We start from the raw sequence: 13,366 nt of genomic DNA, 5'->3' as shown, positions 1-13,366 counted from the left end.
TTAGACGCCGGTGTCGTACCGGAGGATGCCGGCGACGCCACCGAAGGCGTTCAGCAGTTGTTCGCCCTTCTCGAAGTCGGTGGAGATGAACTTCGTCTCGGTGCCGCGCTGTTCGGCGATGTTCATGAGGTGGTCGATGAGGTCCTCGCGGTCGTCTTCGTCCGCTTCGACGGTCTCGCCACAGCGCGAACAGTCGTGCTCGGGCGTGTCCTCTCGGCGGTCGACGATCTCGCGTTCCTCGTGGCCGTTGGGACACTCGAAGGTGATCACGTCCCGGCGCATGTCCTCGGAGATGAGCAGGCGGTCGACCGCGCCCATGACGAGGTTCTCGCGGGTGGCCTCGAACCCGTAGGTCGCGAGGTCGCCGTCGTGGAGTTCCTTGAAGAACTCCTCCATCTCCGATTTGTCCTGCATCACCTCGTGTTCGTCGAGGATGTCCTGGGCGGCGTCGACCAGGTCGTAGAGACCGGACTCGTCGGTGTAGGACACGTCGAACTTCCCGAGCACCATGTCCCCGAGTTCGTGGTGGAGGTAGTCGCCGTCGAGGAACTCGTCTTTCGTCGGGGAGGGACCGCCCACGAGGATGCCGTCCATCTCGTGGCGCTGGTCGACGAACAGGTCGTCGGCCATGCCGGCGACCTCCTGGTAGAAGTTGTCGATGGCCTCCAGTCGCAGGCGGGCGAAACGCTGTGCGGACTGGCCACCTTTGCGCTGCTTGCCCGGGACGAGCGAGGAAGCGGACTTGACGGGTTCGACGCGTTTGCCCCGGAGCCAGCCGACGTTGGCCTCCCGCCGGTCCAGCACGATCAGGCCGAACAGGCCCTTGTCGCCGAGCATCTCTTCGAGCGGTTCGGTGAGGAAGTCCGAATCGCAGTGGTAGCGGAACGACTCGATGGACTGGGGCGGCGATTCGAGCACCTTGGTGACCATCTCGGTGCGGCCGCCGCCGGAGTCGATGGCACCCGAGAAGATGACCATGCCGTTGTCGGGCGGGTAGACGTCGTAGTAGCGCAGGCGGTCCTTGATGGAGGTCAGCGCGTCCTGCACGGCGGTGCGGGTCTGCTTGGACTTGATGTTGGAGGCCTCGCTGTGCTCCTGGGTGACGTGTTCGACGACGGAGCTGATCTGGCGATCCTCGGGGATGTAGATGGTGACGAGTTGCGTCCCCGACCCCTCGTACTCTTTGAGGTCCTCGATGACCTTCTGGAACTCGTATTTTTGTTTGTCCGTCTGGTCCTGCTCGGAGCTACTCATTACTCCTGTATAGCCGAATGCGAGGTAAGTAACTGTTGACCGGGCCGGGCCGACCACGGAACGCCGTATATCACTTCACGTAATCACGTATTGAAATAGACCGTGGCGCTTTTCAACCATTCGGGCGTGTGTTCACCTAGCAGACGTCCGGGTGTCGGTGGCGGCGGGTCCGTCGCCCCGGGCAGGGATGGCGTGGACGAGGGGAGAAAACCCGGCAGACGCACGGGTTTATATGTTTCCCTTGTCTGTAGCAAGGTAACAGGAAGTATGACGGGATACGTCTACACAATCGCAGGCGGGAAGGGCGGCGTCGGGAAGACCACGACGGCGATCAACGTCGCCGTGTCGCTCCAGGACGCCGGCCACGACGTGGTCGTGGTCGACGCCGATCTGGGGATGGCCAACCTGGGAGCGATGCTCGACGTAGATCACGAACCGAGTCTCCACCAGGTGCTCGCCGGCAAGGCGGCCGTCAGCGACGCGATCATCGAGGGCCCCGGCGGGATCACGGTAGTCCCCGGCGAGCGCAACCTGGAGGCCTTCGCCGACGCCGACCCCGCGAAGCTCCGGAAGGTCGTCAAGGCGCTCTCGACGGCCTACGAGATCGTCCTCATCGACACCGGGGCCGGGTTGAGCCACGAGACGACCGTCCCCCTCGGACTGGCCGACGGCGTCTTGCTCGTCACCACCGCCGACGAGGTCGCCATCGGCGACACCGTCAAGACAGCCCAGCTGGCCGAACGGATCGACGGCGACGTGGTCGGTGCGGTGCTGACCCGGGCCGACGACGACACCAACGTCTCCGAAGTCGCCGACAAACTCGACATGGAGATGCTGGCCGTCGTCCCCGAGGACCAGGACGCCACCCGGAACGAACCGCTGCTCATCAACGATCCCGACAGCTACGCCGCCGAAGCCTACCGGCGGCTGGCGTCCACCCTCGAAGAGATTTACGAGGCAAACACCGAGGGCGGCGTCGAACCCGAACAGGAGTTCGAGCCGAGCGCGACGCCCGACACCGACGACGACGGGGACAGCGACGACGAGGCGGCCGACACCGACGACGAGGACGAGGACGACGAGGAAGGCGTGTTCGGCCTGTTCAACTGATCGTTCGACCGGTCTCCCGTCAGGACCGACCTGCCCTTCTTTCGAAGCGGTACATCTAAACCGTCCCTCCTGCCACGTCTCGGTATGGCAGACGACTCCATCCGACTGAGCTGGGTGCTGATCTTCCTGCTGTTGACGCTCGGGCTCGGTCTCGCGGCCGTACAGTTCGCCGGGGGATCGGTGCTTCCGACCCTCTTCGTCCCGGTGTAGTCACATCGACTCGGGCGCAGCGACACCGAGCACACCGAGGGCGTTGCCCACGGTGTGACGTGCAGCGGCGACCAGCGCCAGCCGCGCGTCACGCACTTCCTCGTCTGCGTCGAGTACCGGACACGCCCGGTAGAAGCCGTTGAACGCCTCCGCGAACTCCCGGGTGTAGGTGGCCACGACGTGTGGGTGGTGGTCTTCGGCGGCCTCCTCGATCACCGCCGGGAAGCGGGCGATAGTCGCGAGCAGGTGGCGGGCTTCCGGTGTGTCGAGCGCGTCGGCGTCTACCTCGGCCGGATCGGGCACCTCGTGGCCGGCCTCGCGAGCCTCCTCCTGAATTCCACATGCGCGCGCGTGGACGTACTGGACGTAGGGGGCCGACTGGGCCTCGAAGTCCAGCGCCCGGTCCCACTCGAAGGTGATGGCCTTGGCGGGCTGTTTCGAGACGATGTCGTAGCGCACCGCACCGATCCCGACCTGGTGGGCGATGCGCTCGACGTCCTCGTCGTCTAAGTCGTCGTTCCGGAGGCGGTCCTCCAGTCGATCCTCGACTTCCTCGCGGGCGCGGTCGATAGCCTCGTCGAGCAGGTCGTCCAGATCGATCCCGGTCCCTTCGCGGGTGCTCATCTTGCCCTCGGGGAGGTTGACGTAGGAGTACAGCACCTGATCGAGCGGCTCGGTGTCGTGACCGAGCAGTTCGAGGGTGGTCCGGACCTGCTGGGCCTGGAGTTTGTGGTCCTCGCCCAGTACTGTGACGGCGCGGTCGTAGTTCTCGAACTTCCACTCGTGGTGGGCCAGGTCCCGCGTGGCGTAGAGGCTGGTGCCGTCCGACCGGAGGAAGACGAGGTTCTTGTCGATCCCGTGGTCGTCGAGTTCTAACTGCCAGGCGTCCTCCTCGTAGACCGCCTCGTCCAGTTCCTGCAGGCGGTCGACCAGGTCGTCGGTCGAGCCGTCGCGCATGAACCGGGTCTCCTTGACGAACTCGTCGAACTCGGCGGGCAGGCGGGCGAGACACTCCTGCATGCCCCCGAGAACGGTGTCGACGACCTCGCTGACGCGCTCGTAGGTCTCCTCGTCGCCGTCTTCGAGGCCCTGCATGATCGACTGGATCTCGGCTTCGGCGGCTTCGACTTCGTCCTCGGGGGCCTCATCGAGGAAGGTGTTGCCCTTACGGTAGTACCGGACCATGTCGTACTCGGCGCGGTCGCGTTCCGGTTCGGGGAGGTCGCTCTCGTCGAATTTCTCGTAGGCCCAGGTGAACACGGCCATCTGGCGGCCGGCGTCGTTGACGTAGTAGTGGCGATCCACGTCGTAGCCGGCGAAATCGAGCACGTTCGCCAGCGCGTCGCCGATGATCGGGTTTCGCGCCCGGCCGACGTGAACAGGTCCAGTGGGGTTGGCGCTGGTGTGTTCGACGGCGACCGACGTGTCCTTCGGGTCGAGCCGGCCGTACTCGTCGTCCTGGGCGGCCTCGAGGGTGGCCGCGAAGTAGGCGTCGCTGGGCAGGAAATTGAGATAGGGGCCCTGCGTGGTCACGTCGCCGACGTACTCGTAGTCGGCGGGGTCGATCTCCGCGGCGATGTCGGCGGCCACCTCGGGCGGGGCAGCGCCGACCTCGCCGGCCAGTCGGAAGGCGACGCTCGAAGCGAGGACGGCGTCGACGTCTTCCGGCGGCTCCTCGATCCCGAGGTCGTCGGTGGGGAGGTCGAGCGCGTCGAGGGCATGCTCGACGGCGGCTTCGACCTCCCGGCGCGCGGCAAGGAACATACCCGCCTCTCCTCGGTCGCCGAATAAAGGGATGACGAACTGTCTGCCGGGTGTTCACCAGAGATTCTCAGCCGCCCCCGATGTCGACGCCGGGGGAGGGTCCGCCACGCCCGCCGCGGCTTCGAGGCGGGCGAGGCCGTCCTCGACGCTGTGGTGTTCGCCGTCGATCCAGCAGGGGTAGACGCCCGTGAGCCGACCGCTCCGCCTGATCGTGAGACAGATCACGGGGAACACGATGTCGCGCTCGCCGTCGGCGGCGGCCCTCTCGGTCAGATCGGCCGCGTCGAGGGATCGGTCGAGCGTCTCGCGCTCCTGGAAGAACGGGTGGAGGCGACCCCCGGCCTCGTCGACGGCGGCGTGTAACTCCTCGTAGAGGGTGACGGCTTCGACGTCCGCACTCCCTTCGGCGACGGGTACCCGCACGCGGTCGCTCCAGCGGCCGGTTCGAAGCGCCGCCACGTCGCCCTCGTCGGCCTCGTCGGCGACCGTTTCCAGTCGCTCGACGATGCGTCGCTGCCGGCGCTCGGCGACCGCCGACGGTCCCGAGCGGAGGCGCACCGTCACCGTCATCGGTTCGTCTGGAATGCTCGACGCGATATCGGATTTGTGTGTCGTCACGGAAACCAGCGCTCCGTCACAGTCACCGGTGACGCGGCCATTCAGAGGTTCTCCGGGTCGGCAGCGTCGGTCGCGAGCGCGTCGAGGGCGTCCTCGACGCTGTGGTGAGTCCCGTCGTTCCAGCAGGGGAACAGCCCGGTCACCTCGCCGTCCCGGCGAACGGTCAGGGCGACGACCGGGAAGACGATGACCCGATCCGTCGGCGGACCCGCCGAGAGCAGGCCACCGACGGCCTCCCGGGTCTCGAAGAACGGTTCGAGACGTGCGTCCGCGCGCTCGACAGCGGTCTCGAACTCCTCGTACAGCGCCACCGGGCCACGGTCGCCGTCGTCCCCGTCGGCGGAGACGGTCACCCGCGAACTCCAGCGCTCGACCCGGAGGTCGGGGACGACGCCGTCTGACGCGAGCGACCGCAACCGCTCCAGGATGTTCCGTTGCCGCCGCGTCGCCGCCGCCGGTGCCGAGGACCGCAAGTGGAGCGTCACCGTACAGTCGGCCGCCGCGTCCGTGTCGGTGCTGTGGTCCGCCTCACCGCGTTCGTTCACCACGTCGGTAGCCATACACAGACTTTCGGAAATAACACTAATAGTCTTTACCCAACACAGTCGTAGTATTTTACGCAAGAATGCACTACGATCGTTTCATCAGACGGCGTTTTGAGAGACAGGTACAGAGACGGGTTCGGCGAGGCCGGATGAGGCGACACCCGGGCGCTTTTGCCCGCGCATCCGAAACGTGGGGGCAACATGAGCGACTCCGAGTCCGGGAGCGGGGGCCCCAAGCAGGTCTCGAACCCCGACTACCACAGCGAGAACCACACGGCCGCCCAGACCTGCGGGTGGACCAAGAACGCACTCCGCGGCGAGGGGAAGTGTTACAAGAAGATCTTCTACGGGATCGAATCCCACCGCTGTATCCAGATGACGCCCGTGGTCAAGTGCAACGAGCGCTGTGTCTTCTGCTGGCGGGACCACCAGGGCCACGCCTACGAGATGGACGAGGTGGAGTGGGACGACCCCGAGGCCGTCGTCGACGCCAGCATCGAACTCCAGACCAAACTCCTCAGCGGTTTCGGCGGCAACGACGAGGTCCCCCGCGAGGTGTTCGAGGAGGCGATGGAGCCCCGCCACGTTGCAATTTCCCTCGACGGCGAACCCACCCTCTACCCCTACCTGCCGGAACTGATCGAGGCGTTCCACGACCGGGACATCACCACCTTCCTCGTCTCGAACGGGACCCGGCCCGAAGTCCTCGCCGAGTGTGACCCGACCCAGCTCTACGTCAGCGTCGACGCCGCCGACCGGGCGACGTTCGATAAGACCGTCAAGGCCGTCGAAGACGACGCCTGGGAGCGACTGATCGACACGCTGGACGTGCTGGCCGGGAAATCGGAGACCCGGACCGTCCTCCGGACGACCTGCATCGAGGGGCTGAACATGCACAACCCCGAGTGGTACGCCTCGATGTTCCAGCGGGCCGATCCGGACTTCGTCGAACTCAAAGCCTACATGCACGTCGGCCACTCCCGGGGTCGACTCGACCGGGACTCGATGCCCGACCACGAGCGCGTCGTCGAGTTCGCCGAGGACGTGATGGAGCACATGCCCCACAACGTGCTCAAACAGGTGCCGGCCTCGCGGGTCGCATTACTCGCCGAGGACCGCAATACGCTGGTGCCGAAACTGCAGAAAGATAGCGAGTTCTGGGAGTAGCGAGACGCGACTGGAAGGAGCGTCTCGAATCACGAACGGGGAGGCACGACCCGCGAGTAGCGAGGCCGATTGAAGGGAGGCCTCGGACTGGGGAACGGGGAGCGTGAGGTCTTCGACCTCGGCCGAACGGACGAAGTCCGTGAGAGTCAGCGACCCGTGAGCCGCGAGACGCGACTGGAAGGAGCGTCTCGGAATGAACGAGCGGGGAGGCACGACCCGCGAGTAGCGAGGCCGACCGGAGGAAGGCCTCGGACTGGCGAGCGGGGAACGTAGTGACCCGTGAGCCGCGAAACGCGACTGGAAGGAGCGTCTCGAATCACGAACGGGCGACTGAGCGAGGGTCGTGTGCCCCGCCCACCCCGAACTCGTTCGAAGCAACGCCTTTACAGTGTAACCCGCAAACACTGAGACAGGAAACGCTGTTTCCGTTCTTTAGCGTTCCAAAACCGTTACGCGTTCCATATTCGTTACGCTTATCCCCGAGACTGCGCAAGTGAGGGTATGGCACAGGCGAGCGAGGGGACGGTCGGGTACGACGAGTTAGCGACGCTGAAGCTGCTGGCGATCGAGGGCGCACTGGAGGGCCAGGAGAAGGTGTCGTGTTCGGCGCTGGCCGAGGACCTCGACGCGTCGAACCAGACCGCCTCCCGGCGGCTCCAGCGGCTCGACGACGCCGGCTACGTCGAGCGGGAGATGGTCACCGACGGACAGTGGGTCGAGATTACCGGCGAGGGCGAGTCGGCGCTGCGCCGCGAGTACGCCGACTACCGGCGGATCTTCGAGCGCGACGCCGCCATCGAGCTCCAGGGGTTCGTGACCAGCGGGATGGGCGAGGGTCGCCACTACATCTCGCTGCCGGGGTACATGGAGCAGTTCATCGAGAGACTGGGCTACGAGCCGTTCGCGGGTACGCTGAACGTCGATCTCACCGACGAGAGCGTCCGCGCCCGGGCCGGCATGGCCTCGCTGGAGCCGGTCACCATCGAGGGCTGGGAGGACGACGAGCGCACCTACGGCCCGGCGTTCTGCTATCCCGCCAGCGTCGAGGTGGGCGACTCCATCTACGAGCCAGCCCACGTCATCGCGCCGGAGCGAACCCACCACGACGAGGACCAGCTCGAAGTGATCGCCCCGGAGAAACTCCGCGAAGCGCTCGGACTCGCAGACGACGACGAGGTCACGATCAATGTCACGGAGCGATAAGATGCATCCCGAGTCGAAACACGGCGTCGAGGCGGCGCTGACGGCGTTTCGCGCCGGCGAGCCGGTCCTGATCCACGACGCCGCCGACCGCGAGGGCGAGACCGATCTGGTCTACCCCGCGAGCGCCGTCACGCCCGACGCCGTCGCCCGGATGCGCAACGACGCCGGCGGCCTGATCTGCACGGCGGTGAGCGACGGCGTGGCCGACGCCTTCGACCTCCCCTTCCTGCAGGACGTGATCGACCACCCGGTCGCGGCCGACCACGATCTCGACTACGACGAGCGCTCCTCGTTCTCGCTGACGGTGAACCACCGCGACACGTTCACCGGGATCACCGACGAGGATCGCGCCCTGACCATCACCGAGCTCGCCGATGCCGCCAGCGACCCCGAGGCGGCCGATTTCGCCGACGAGTTCCGCGCACCCGGCCACGTCCACCTGTTGCGCGCCGCACCGGACCTGCTGGACGATCGGCTCGGCCACACCGAACTGGGCATCGCGCTGGCCGCCGCGACCGACCAGTCGCCCGCGGTCGTCGTCTGCGAGATGCTCGACGACGAAACCGGCGAGGCACTCCCGCCCGCGGCCGCCCGCACCTACGGCGAGCGCAACGACATCCCCTACGTCGAGGGGAGCGAAATCGCGGAACGACTCCGCTGACGGCCGTTTTCGCGAGTCTTTTGCGTTCGAACCTGGCCCGATACGTTCCAGTACCCGCATCGAGCATAAATCAATAACCGCGATATAGAATTCGGAGGATCGGTGTCACCAGGGCCGTTTGCGATGGGGGAAGCGCAGATTGGGGGGCTGGGAAAAACAGTTACTCGCCGGATCCGACCGTGAGGACTGGCACTGGGGCGGCGCGGACGGTCGTCTCCGCGACGCTGCCGAGCAGGATGCGGTCCGTTCCGCGTCGACCCGTCGCTCCCATCACGACGGCGTCGATGTCGTGGGATTCGATCACGTCGAGGATACACTCGACCGGCGATCCGTGTTCGACGTGCCGGACAGTATCCGTGACGCCGCGGGCGGTAGCCTCGGACACGATGTCGTCGACGGCGGCGGTCGCGTCTCGTTCCCGCTGGGACCCCGATATCGTCGAGCGAACGGCCGCCCCGAGCGAGGAATCGTCCACGGCCGAGAGCGCGTGGACGGTCGCATCGAGTGCCGCTGCGAGTTCTATGCCGTGGTCGGCCGCGCGCGTGGCACCGGTGCTCCCGTCGGTCGGGACGAGGACGTCCTCGTAGGGAAAGCCCAGTCGCTCGTCGGGCTGCATCCGGACCGTGAGGACGGGAACGGAAGACAGCCGGACGACCTTCTCGGTGACACTCCCGGCGAGGTATCGTGACGTCCCCTCCCGGCCGTGGGTCGGCATCACGATCAGATCGTGGTCGTACCGCTCGGCGTACTCGGCGATCGTCGGGGCCGGATTCCCCTGGACGACGTCGGAATCGTAGTCCGCTCCGAGCCCCTGCAGCGTCTCTTCGGCGTCCGAGACGATGTTCTCACCCTCCCGGACGAGTGCGTCGACGACCCGGTTCTCGACGACGGTGACGCTGTCGCGTGTCGTATCTGCGACGAACAGAACCGTGATCGTGGCGTCGGCCCAGCCGGCGATCTCCACAGCGTGGTGCAGTCCCACCGCAGCTCCGTCGCTGCCGTCGTACGGGAGCAGAATGTCGTCGTACATACCCGAGGATACGGGGATCAGTGCCAAATGGTTTGGCACCCGTCAGGCGTGCACCACCGACCCAGCGTATTTCGTATCGCGGATTGTGGTTTATGGAAGATATGGCTCGAACGTGGTATCGAACTGCGGACGTTCGGATTCGAGCGTCGAGCGGGCCATTCGGAGCGGAAATCGGCTGGGACGGCCCATCGAGGATGGCGTGGTGAGAATCCCGGCACGGCACGAAAACTGTTAAGAGCGGATTGGGCCAACCAATCCCTAATGGGATTTGACGAGATGGACGTCGATACGATCTGGCAGGACGGTGAGTTCGTCGACTGGGAGGACGCACAGGTCCACGTCCTCACGCACGGACTGCACTACGGCACCGGGATCTTCGAGGGCGTCCGATGTTACGACACGGAGAACGGCCCGGCGATCTTCCGCTGGGAGGAGCACCTCGACCGGTTCTACCAGTCGGGCAAGCCCTACGACATGGACATTCCGTACAGCCGCGAGGAGCTGACCGAGGCCACCGAGGAGCTGATCCGCCGGCAGGATCTGCAGTCCTGTTACATCCGGCCGGTCGCCTTCTACGGCTACGAGGAGCTCGGCCTGAACCCCTCGAACTGTCCGGTCGAGGTCGCCATCGCCGTCTGGCCGTGGGGCGCGTATCTCGGTGAGGAAGCGCTCGAAGAGGGCGTCGACGTGTCGATCTCCTCCTGGCGCAAGTACGGCTCCGACCAGATCCCGACGAACGCCAAGACCACGGGACCGTACGTCAACAGCGTCCTCGCGAACCTGGAGGCGACGGGCAACGGCTACACCGAGGCAATCGTCCTCAACGGCGAGGGCAACGTCGCCGAGGGGCCGGGGGAGAACATCTTCCTCGTCCGGGACGGCGAGATCTACACCACCGGACTCGCGGAGTCGATCCTCGACGGCATCACGCGCCGCTCGCTCATCACGATCGCGGAGGATCTGGGCTATACGGTCCACGACGACGCGACGATCTCCCGGGGAGAACTGTACACCGCCGACGAGCTGTTCTTCACGGGGACGGCCGCGGAGGTCACGCCGATCCGGAGCGTCGACGACAACGAGATCGGTGCCGGCACGAAGGGGCCGGTCACCGACGAGTTGCAGTCGCGCTTCTTCGAGGTCGTCGAGCGCCGGACCGACGAGTACGCCGAGTGGTTCGACTACCTCTAGCGGTTCTGGATCATCCGCTCGACGGACTCCACGACGCCGCTGCGACCGGTCAACCGATCGAGGAGGCGGCCCGTCCGCCGCTGCTCGAAGTAGCTCGCGAACGCCAGGAAGGTCGGCGGCCAGAGTCCGACGAACAGGCCCATCTCCTTGTTGTCACGGAGGAAGAACTCGTACCACGAGAGGATCACGGACGCTCCGGCGGCGAGTATCCACGGGTCTGTGCCGGTCTTTTCCGCCATCTCGGCGGCTTCCTGTTTCTCGCTAGTGCTCGTTGCCATGCCCCCGGTGGTTTGGCGAGGACGGGTTTAGTTACCCACCGCGTTGGATCGCCCGTCGAGAGTAAGCCGCCCACCGGTCACAGTAAGCCCGCTGTCCTGGCGAGTAAGGTCGGCTTAGTCGTCGGCGTCGCCGTCGCGGTCGCCGTCTCGATTCGCGTCGCCCGACAGTTCCTCGGTGACGCTGATCGCGACGCTGCTGTCACGGGATTCGCCGAACCCGGCACTGAGGATGCGCGTGAGGGCGTCCTCGACGCGTTCGTCCAGTTCCTCGTACTCGTCGGGTTCGACCTCGACGACGAATCCGGTAGTGATGTTGGGTGCGGTCGGGAGAAAGAGCACGTCGCGGCCGTCGGGGGTCTGTTTACCGGTCTTGAAGGCGGTCATCCGCATCCCGTTCCACGTCTCGAGTTTGACCGGTTTCTGGAGTTCGTCGGTGCCCGAGACGGCGGTCTCGACGGCCATCTTCGAGGCGTTGTAGACGACCCGGAGCCCCGGTAGCCGGTTCATCAGGTTGTCCAGCAGGTCCTCGAAGATGTCGCCGAACGCCGTCCGGCTGAGATAGCCGACCGACAGCACCAGCAGGAAAAAGACCACGAGCGTCGTGAGCACGCGAATCAGTCCCAGCGCCTGCTGTGGCACGCCCAGACTCGTCAACACCTGAAAGTCGATATTGAAGATGGCCGTCGAACTGGCGATGACCCCGTAGAGATACGCGATGACGTACAGGGTGACGATGACGGGCAGCAAGACGATGAGTCCACTCGCGATGTCCCGCTTCCAGGAGGCCATATTGCGGTACGGTGTGGTTCTTGTCCCTCCCTTTACTAGTTGACGATTGCTCGGAGCGCGAAGGTCAGATTCCCCCGGCGCTCGGCGACGCGCCGGTAGAAATAGGAGAGCCACTGCCCCCCGTAGGGGACGTACTACCAGACCTCGCGGTCGGCGGCCAGTCGCTCCTGGGCGGGTTCGCGCACGCCCATCAGCATCTGGATCTCGTAGGGCGTCCCGTACTCGTCGTGGAGGGCCTCGGCGGCTCCGATCATCGCCGGATCGTGACTGCCGACCGCGATCCCGCCCGCCCGCTCGGCGAACGCCTGCGCCAGCAGTTCTCTGTATGCGTCGTCGACCTCGGCACGCGGCAGCGCCACGTCATCGGGCGGGTCGTAGGCCCCCTTCACCAGCCGCACCTTCCCCGGCAGGTCGGCCAGCCGCGAGAGGTCCTCGGGGGTGCGCCGGAGGTTGGCCTGGAGACAGACGCCGACCCCGCCGTCGTGATCGGTGACCTGCTCCTCGAACGCGTCGAGGGTCGCGTCGGTCGTCGTGTGATCCTCCATGTCGAGCCAGACGAACACGCCCGGCTCGCTCGCCCGGTCGACGATGCGGGCGAGGTTCTCCCGGAAGACCGACTCGTCCACGTCCAGCCCGATCTGTGAGGGTTTGATCGAGATGCAGGCCCGCAGATCCGTTCCCTCGAGGTCCGAGAGCAGCGTGCAGTACGCCTCGGTGTCCGCGTCGGCCGGGCCGCGCTCGTCGTAGTGTTCGCCCAGGTGGTTGAGAATCGCCCCGATACCGCGGTCGTTCAGCCGCCGCGCCCGCTCCAGCGCCGCGGCCTCGGACTCCCCCGCGACGAAGCGACTCGCTATCGGCGGGATCATACTGGCAATTTTTGCCCCCACGGTCCTGAGTCTGTCGGCGGCCGAACCCGGGAGGTTAAGGGACGCGCTGACCCAGACTCCGGCACGATGGACATCGTCGGTGTACTCGCGGTGGCGTTCTGGGCGATGTTGCCCGCGTACGTGCCCAACAACGCCGCGGTACTGCTCGGTGGGGGGCCACCGATCGACGGTGGGCGGACCTGGAACGGCAAACGGATACTCGGCGACGGGAAGACCTGGCTCGGGACCGCGAGCGGGATCGCGGCCGGCGCGGTGCTGGCCCTGCTTTTGAACGCCGTCCACCCGGCGGTCTCGGGTGCGGTCGCGGGGCTCCCGCGCTTTTCGCTCGTCGCCGCGATCACGCTGCCGACCGGCGCGTTGCTGGGTGACATCGCGGCCTCGTTCCTCAAGCGCCGGACGGGGCGGGAGCGCGGGGCGGCGTTCCCCGGCATCGACCAGCTCGATTTCGTGGTCGGAGCGCTCGGGCTCACAGTCCTGTTCGCTCCGGAGTGGTTCGCCGGGACGTTCACGCTCCCGATCCTGGCCGTGGTGCTGGTCATCACGCCCGTCCTCCACGTCGGGACGAACCTCGTGGCCTACAAGCTCTCGCTGAAGAGCGAGCCGTGGTAAACTACCCTACCCTACTTCGCTCGGGGGCAATGGCCCCACTCGCTCGTTGA

14 protein-coding genes and 1 pseudogene are annotated in these 13,366 nt (G+C 66.1%); 7 read left to right on the top strand and 8 right to left on the bottom strand.

What is annotated here, in order from left to right; all coding sequences use genetic code 11:
• Positions 1-1,254 (bottom strand): peptide chain release factor aRF-1, encoded by a 1,254-nt coding sequence (gene prf1 / locus BV210_RS09105; protein ID WP_077206355.1) that lies wholly within the window; start codon positions 1,252-1,254, stop codon positions 1-3.
• A gap of 267 nt (positions 1,255-1,521) precedes the next feature.
• Between prf1 and BV210_RS09100 the strand changes: the two genes are divergently transcribed.
• Both BV210_RS09100 and BV210_RS20765 read left to right on the top strand, forming a co-directional pair.
• A complete protein-coding gene (locus BV210_RS09100) occupies positions 1,522-2,364 on the top strand; it encodes an AAA family ATPase (protein WP_077206354.1) in 843 nt (280 codons plus the stop codon).
• A gap of 84 nt (positions 2,365-2,448) precedes the next feature.
• On the top strand, positions 2,449-2,574 hold the full coding sequence (locus tag BV210_RS20765; protein ID WP_256385535.1) for a hypothetical protein: 126 nt from the start codon (positions 2,449-2,451) through the stop codon (positions 2,572-2,574).
• Here BV210_RS20765 and argS read toward each other — a convergent pair whose 3' ends face one another.
• Genes argS through BV210_RS09085 form a run of 3 tightly spaced genes read right to left on the bottom strand, consistent with a single transcriptional unit; the run spans position 2,575 to position 5,516 of the window.
• On the bottom strand, positions 2,575-4,338 hold the full coding sequence (argS, locus tag BV210_RS09095) for an arginine--tRNA ligase (protein ID WP_077206353.1): 1,764 nt from the start codon (positions 4,336-4,338) through the stop codon (positions 2,575-2,577).
• Positions 4,339-4,392: 54 nt separating this feature from the next.
• Positions 4,393-4,956, bottom strand: coding sequence for an HTH domain-containing protein (locus tag BV210_RS09090; protein ID WP_157525947.1), 564 nt, complete (start codon positions 4,954-4,956; stop codon positions 4,393-4,395).
• A 41-nt stretch (positions 4,957-4,997) separates the two neighbouring features.
• The gene (locus tag BV210_RS09085) at positions 4,998-5,516 is read right to left on the bottom strand and encodes an HTH domain-containing protein (RefSeq protein WP_084802606.1); all 519 of its coding nucleotides are present in this window, start codon (positions 5,514-5,516) and stop codon (positions 4,998-5,000) included.
• Between the two features lie 186 nt (positions 5,517-5,702).
• On the opposite strand from BV210_RS09085, the gene twy1 reads away from it, so the two are divergent.
• The 3 genes from twy1 to ribB all read left to right on the top strand — a co-directional run bounded on the left by twy1 (position 5,703) and on the right by ribB (position 8,532).
• A complete protein-coding gene (twy1, locus tag BV210_RS09080) occupies positions 5,703-6,668 on the top strand; it encodes a 4-demethylwyosine synthase TYW1 (protein WP_077206350.1) in 966 nt (321 codons plus the stop codon).
• A gap of 501 nt (positions 6,669-7,169) precedes the next feature.
• Complete coding sequence (locus BV210_RS09075) at positions 7,170-7,871, top strand: DUF120 domain-containing protein (protein WP_077206349.1); 702 nt, start codon at positions 7,170-7,172, stop codon at positions 7,869-7,871.
• Positions 7,855-8,532: a 3,4-dihydroxy-2-butanone-4-phosphate synthase gene (gene ribB, locus BV210_RS09070; RefSeq protein ID WP_077206348.1), complete on the top strand. Its 678-nt coding sequence runs from the start codon at positions 7,855-7,857 to the stop codon at positions 8,530-8,532. The genes BV210_RS09075 and ribB overlap by 17 nt, the downstream gene beginning before the upstream one ends.
• Before the next feature lie 160 nt (positions 8,533-8,692).
• Here the strand turns inward: ribB and BV210_RS09065 are convergent, their stop codons facing one another.
• Complete coding sequence (locus BV210_RS09065; protein ID WP_077206347.1) at positions 8,693-9,562, bottom strand: universal stress protein; 870 nt, start codon at positions 9,560-9,562, stop codon at positions 8,693-8,695.
• A 261-nt stretch (positions 9,563-9,823) separates the two neighbouring features.
• Here BV210_RS09065 and BV210_RS09060 point away from each other — a divergent pair, with 261 nt between their 5' ends.
• Complete coding sequence (locus BV210_RS09060; RefSeq protein WP_077206346.1) at positions 9,824-10,753, top strand: branched-chain amino acid transaminase; 930 nt, start codon at positions 9,824-9,826, stop codon at positions 10,751-10,753.
• Here the strand turns inward: BV210_RS09060 and BV210_RS09055 are convergent.
• The 3 genes and pseudogenes from BV210_RS09055 to BV210_RS09045 form a co-directional block, all read right to left on the bottom strand.
• Positions 10,750-10,992 carry a hypothetical protein gene (locus tag BV210_RS09055; protein WP_084802687.1) on the bottom strand — a complete coding sequence of 81 codons (243 nt, stop codon included), beginning with the start codon at positions 10,990-10,992 and terminating at the stop codon, positions 10,750-10,752. The genes BV210_RS09060 and BV210_RS09055 overlap by 4 nt on opposite strands.
• A gap of 153 nt (positions 10,993-11,145) precedes the next feature.
• On the bottom strand, positions 11,146-11,820 hold the full coding sequence (locus tag BV210_RS09050; protein WP_077206343.1) for a DUF502 domain-containing protein: 675 nt from the start codon (positions 11,818-11,820) through the stop codon (positions 11,146-11,148).
• A 35-nt stretch (positions 11,821-11,855) separates the two neighbouring features.
• Positions 11,856-12,686: pseudogene (locus tag BV210_RS09045) on the bottom strand (proline dehydrogenase family protein).
• A gap of 87 nt (positions 12,687-12,773) precedes the next feature.
• Between BV210_RS09045 and BV210_RS09040 the strand changes: the two are divergent.
• Positions 12,774-13,316 (top strand): CDP-2,3-bis-(O-geranylgeranyl)-sn-glycerol synthase, encoded by a 543-nt coding sequence (locus tag BV210_RS09040; protein ID WP_077206341.1) that lies wholly within the window; start codon positions 12,774-12,776, stop codon positions 13,314-13,316.
• The last annotated feature ends 50 nt before the right edge of the window (positions 13,317-13,366 follow it).

This window comes from Halorientalis sp. IM1011, from assembly GCF_001989615.1.
Lineage (GTDB): Archaea > Halobacteriota > Halobacteria > Halobacteriales > Haloarculaceae > Halorientalis.
The sequence above is the reverse complement of the archived record's forward strand: the minus strand, read 5'-3'. Positions and strand labels throughout refer to the sequence as shown.

Coding starts and splice junctions, on each gene's coding strand:
- prf1 (WP_077206355.1), bottom strand. CDS start 1,254: ATGAGTAGCTCCGAGCAGGACCAGACGGACAAACAAAAATACGAGTTC.
- BV210_RS09065 (WP_077206347.1), bottom strand. CDS start 9,562: ATGTACGACGACATTCTGCTCCCGTACGACGGCAGCGACGGAGCTGCG.
- BV210_RS09075 (WP_077206349.1), top strand. CDS start 7,170: ATGGCACAGGCGAGCGAGGGGACGGTCGGGTACGACGAGTTAGCGACG.
- BV210_RS09060 (WP_077206346.1), top strand. CDS start 9,824: ATGGGATTTGACGAGATGGACGTCGATACGATCTGGCAGGACGGTGAG.
- BV210_RS09040 (WP_077206341.1), top strand. CDS start 12,774: ATGGACATCGTCGGTGTACTCGCGGTGGCGTTCTGGGCGATGTTGCCC.
- twy1 (WP_077206350.1), top strand. CDS start 5,703: ATGAGCGACTCCGAGTCCGGGAGCGGGGGCCCCAAGCAGGTCTCGAAC.
- argS (WP_077206353.1), bottom strand. CDS start 4,338: ATGTTCCTTGCCGCGCGCCGGGAGGTCGAAGCCGCCGTCGAGCATGCC.
- BV210_RS09055 (WP_084802687.1), bottom strand. CDS start 10,992: ATGGCGGAAAAGACCGGCACAGACCCGTGGATACTCGCCGCCGGAGCG.
- BV210_RS09100 (WP_077206354.1), top strand. CDS start 1,522: ATGACGGGATACGTCTACACAATCGCAGGCGGGAAGGGCGGCGTCGGG.
- BV210_RS09050 (WP_077206343.1), bottom strand. CDS start 11,820: ATGGCCTCCTGGAAGCGGGACATCGCGAGTGGACTCATCGTCTTGCTG.
- BV210_RS09085 (WP_084802606.1), bottom strand. CDS start 5,516: ATGGCTACCGACGTGGTGAACGAACGCGGTGAGGCGGACCACAGCACC.
- BV210_RS20765 (WP_256385535.1), top strand. CDS start 2,449: ATGGCAGACGACTCCATCCGACTGAGCTGGGTGCTGATCTTCCTGCTG.
- ribB (WP_077206348.1), top strand. CDS start 7,855: ATGTCACGGAGCGATAAGATGCATCCCGAGTCGAAACACGGCGTCGAG.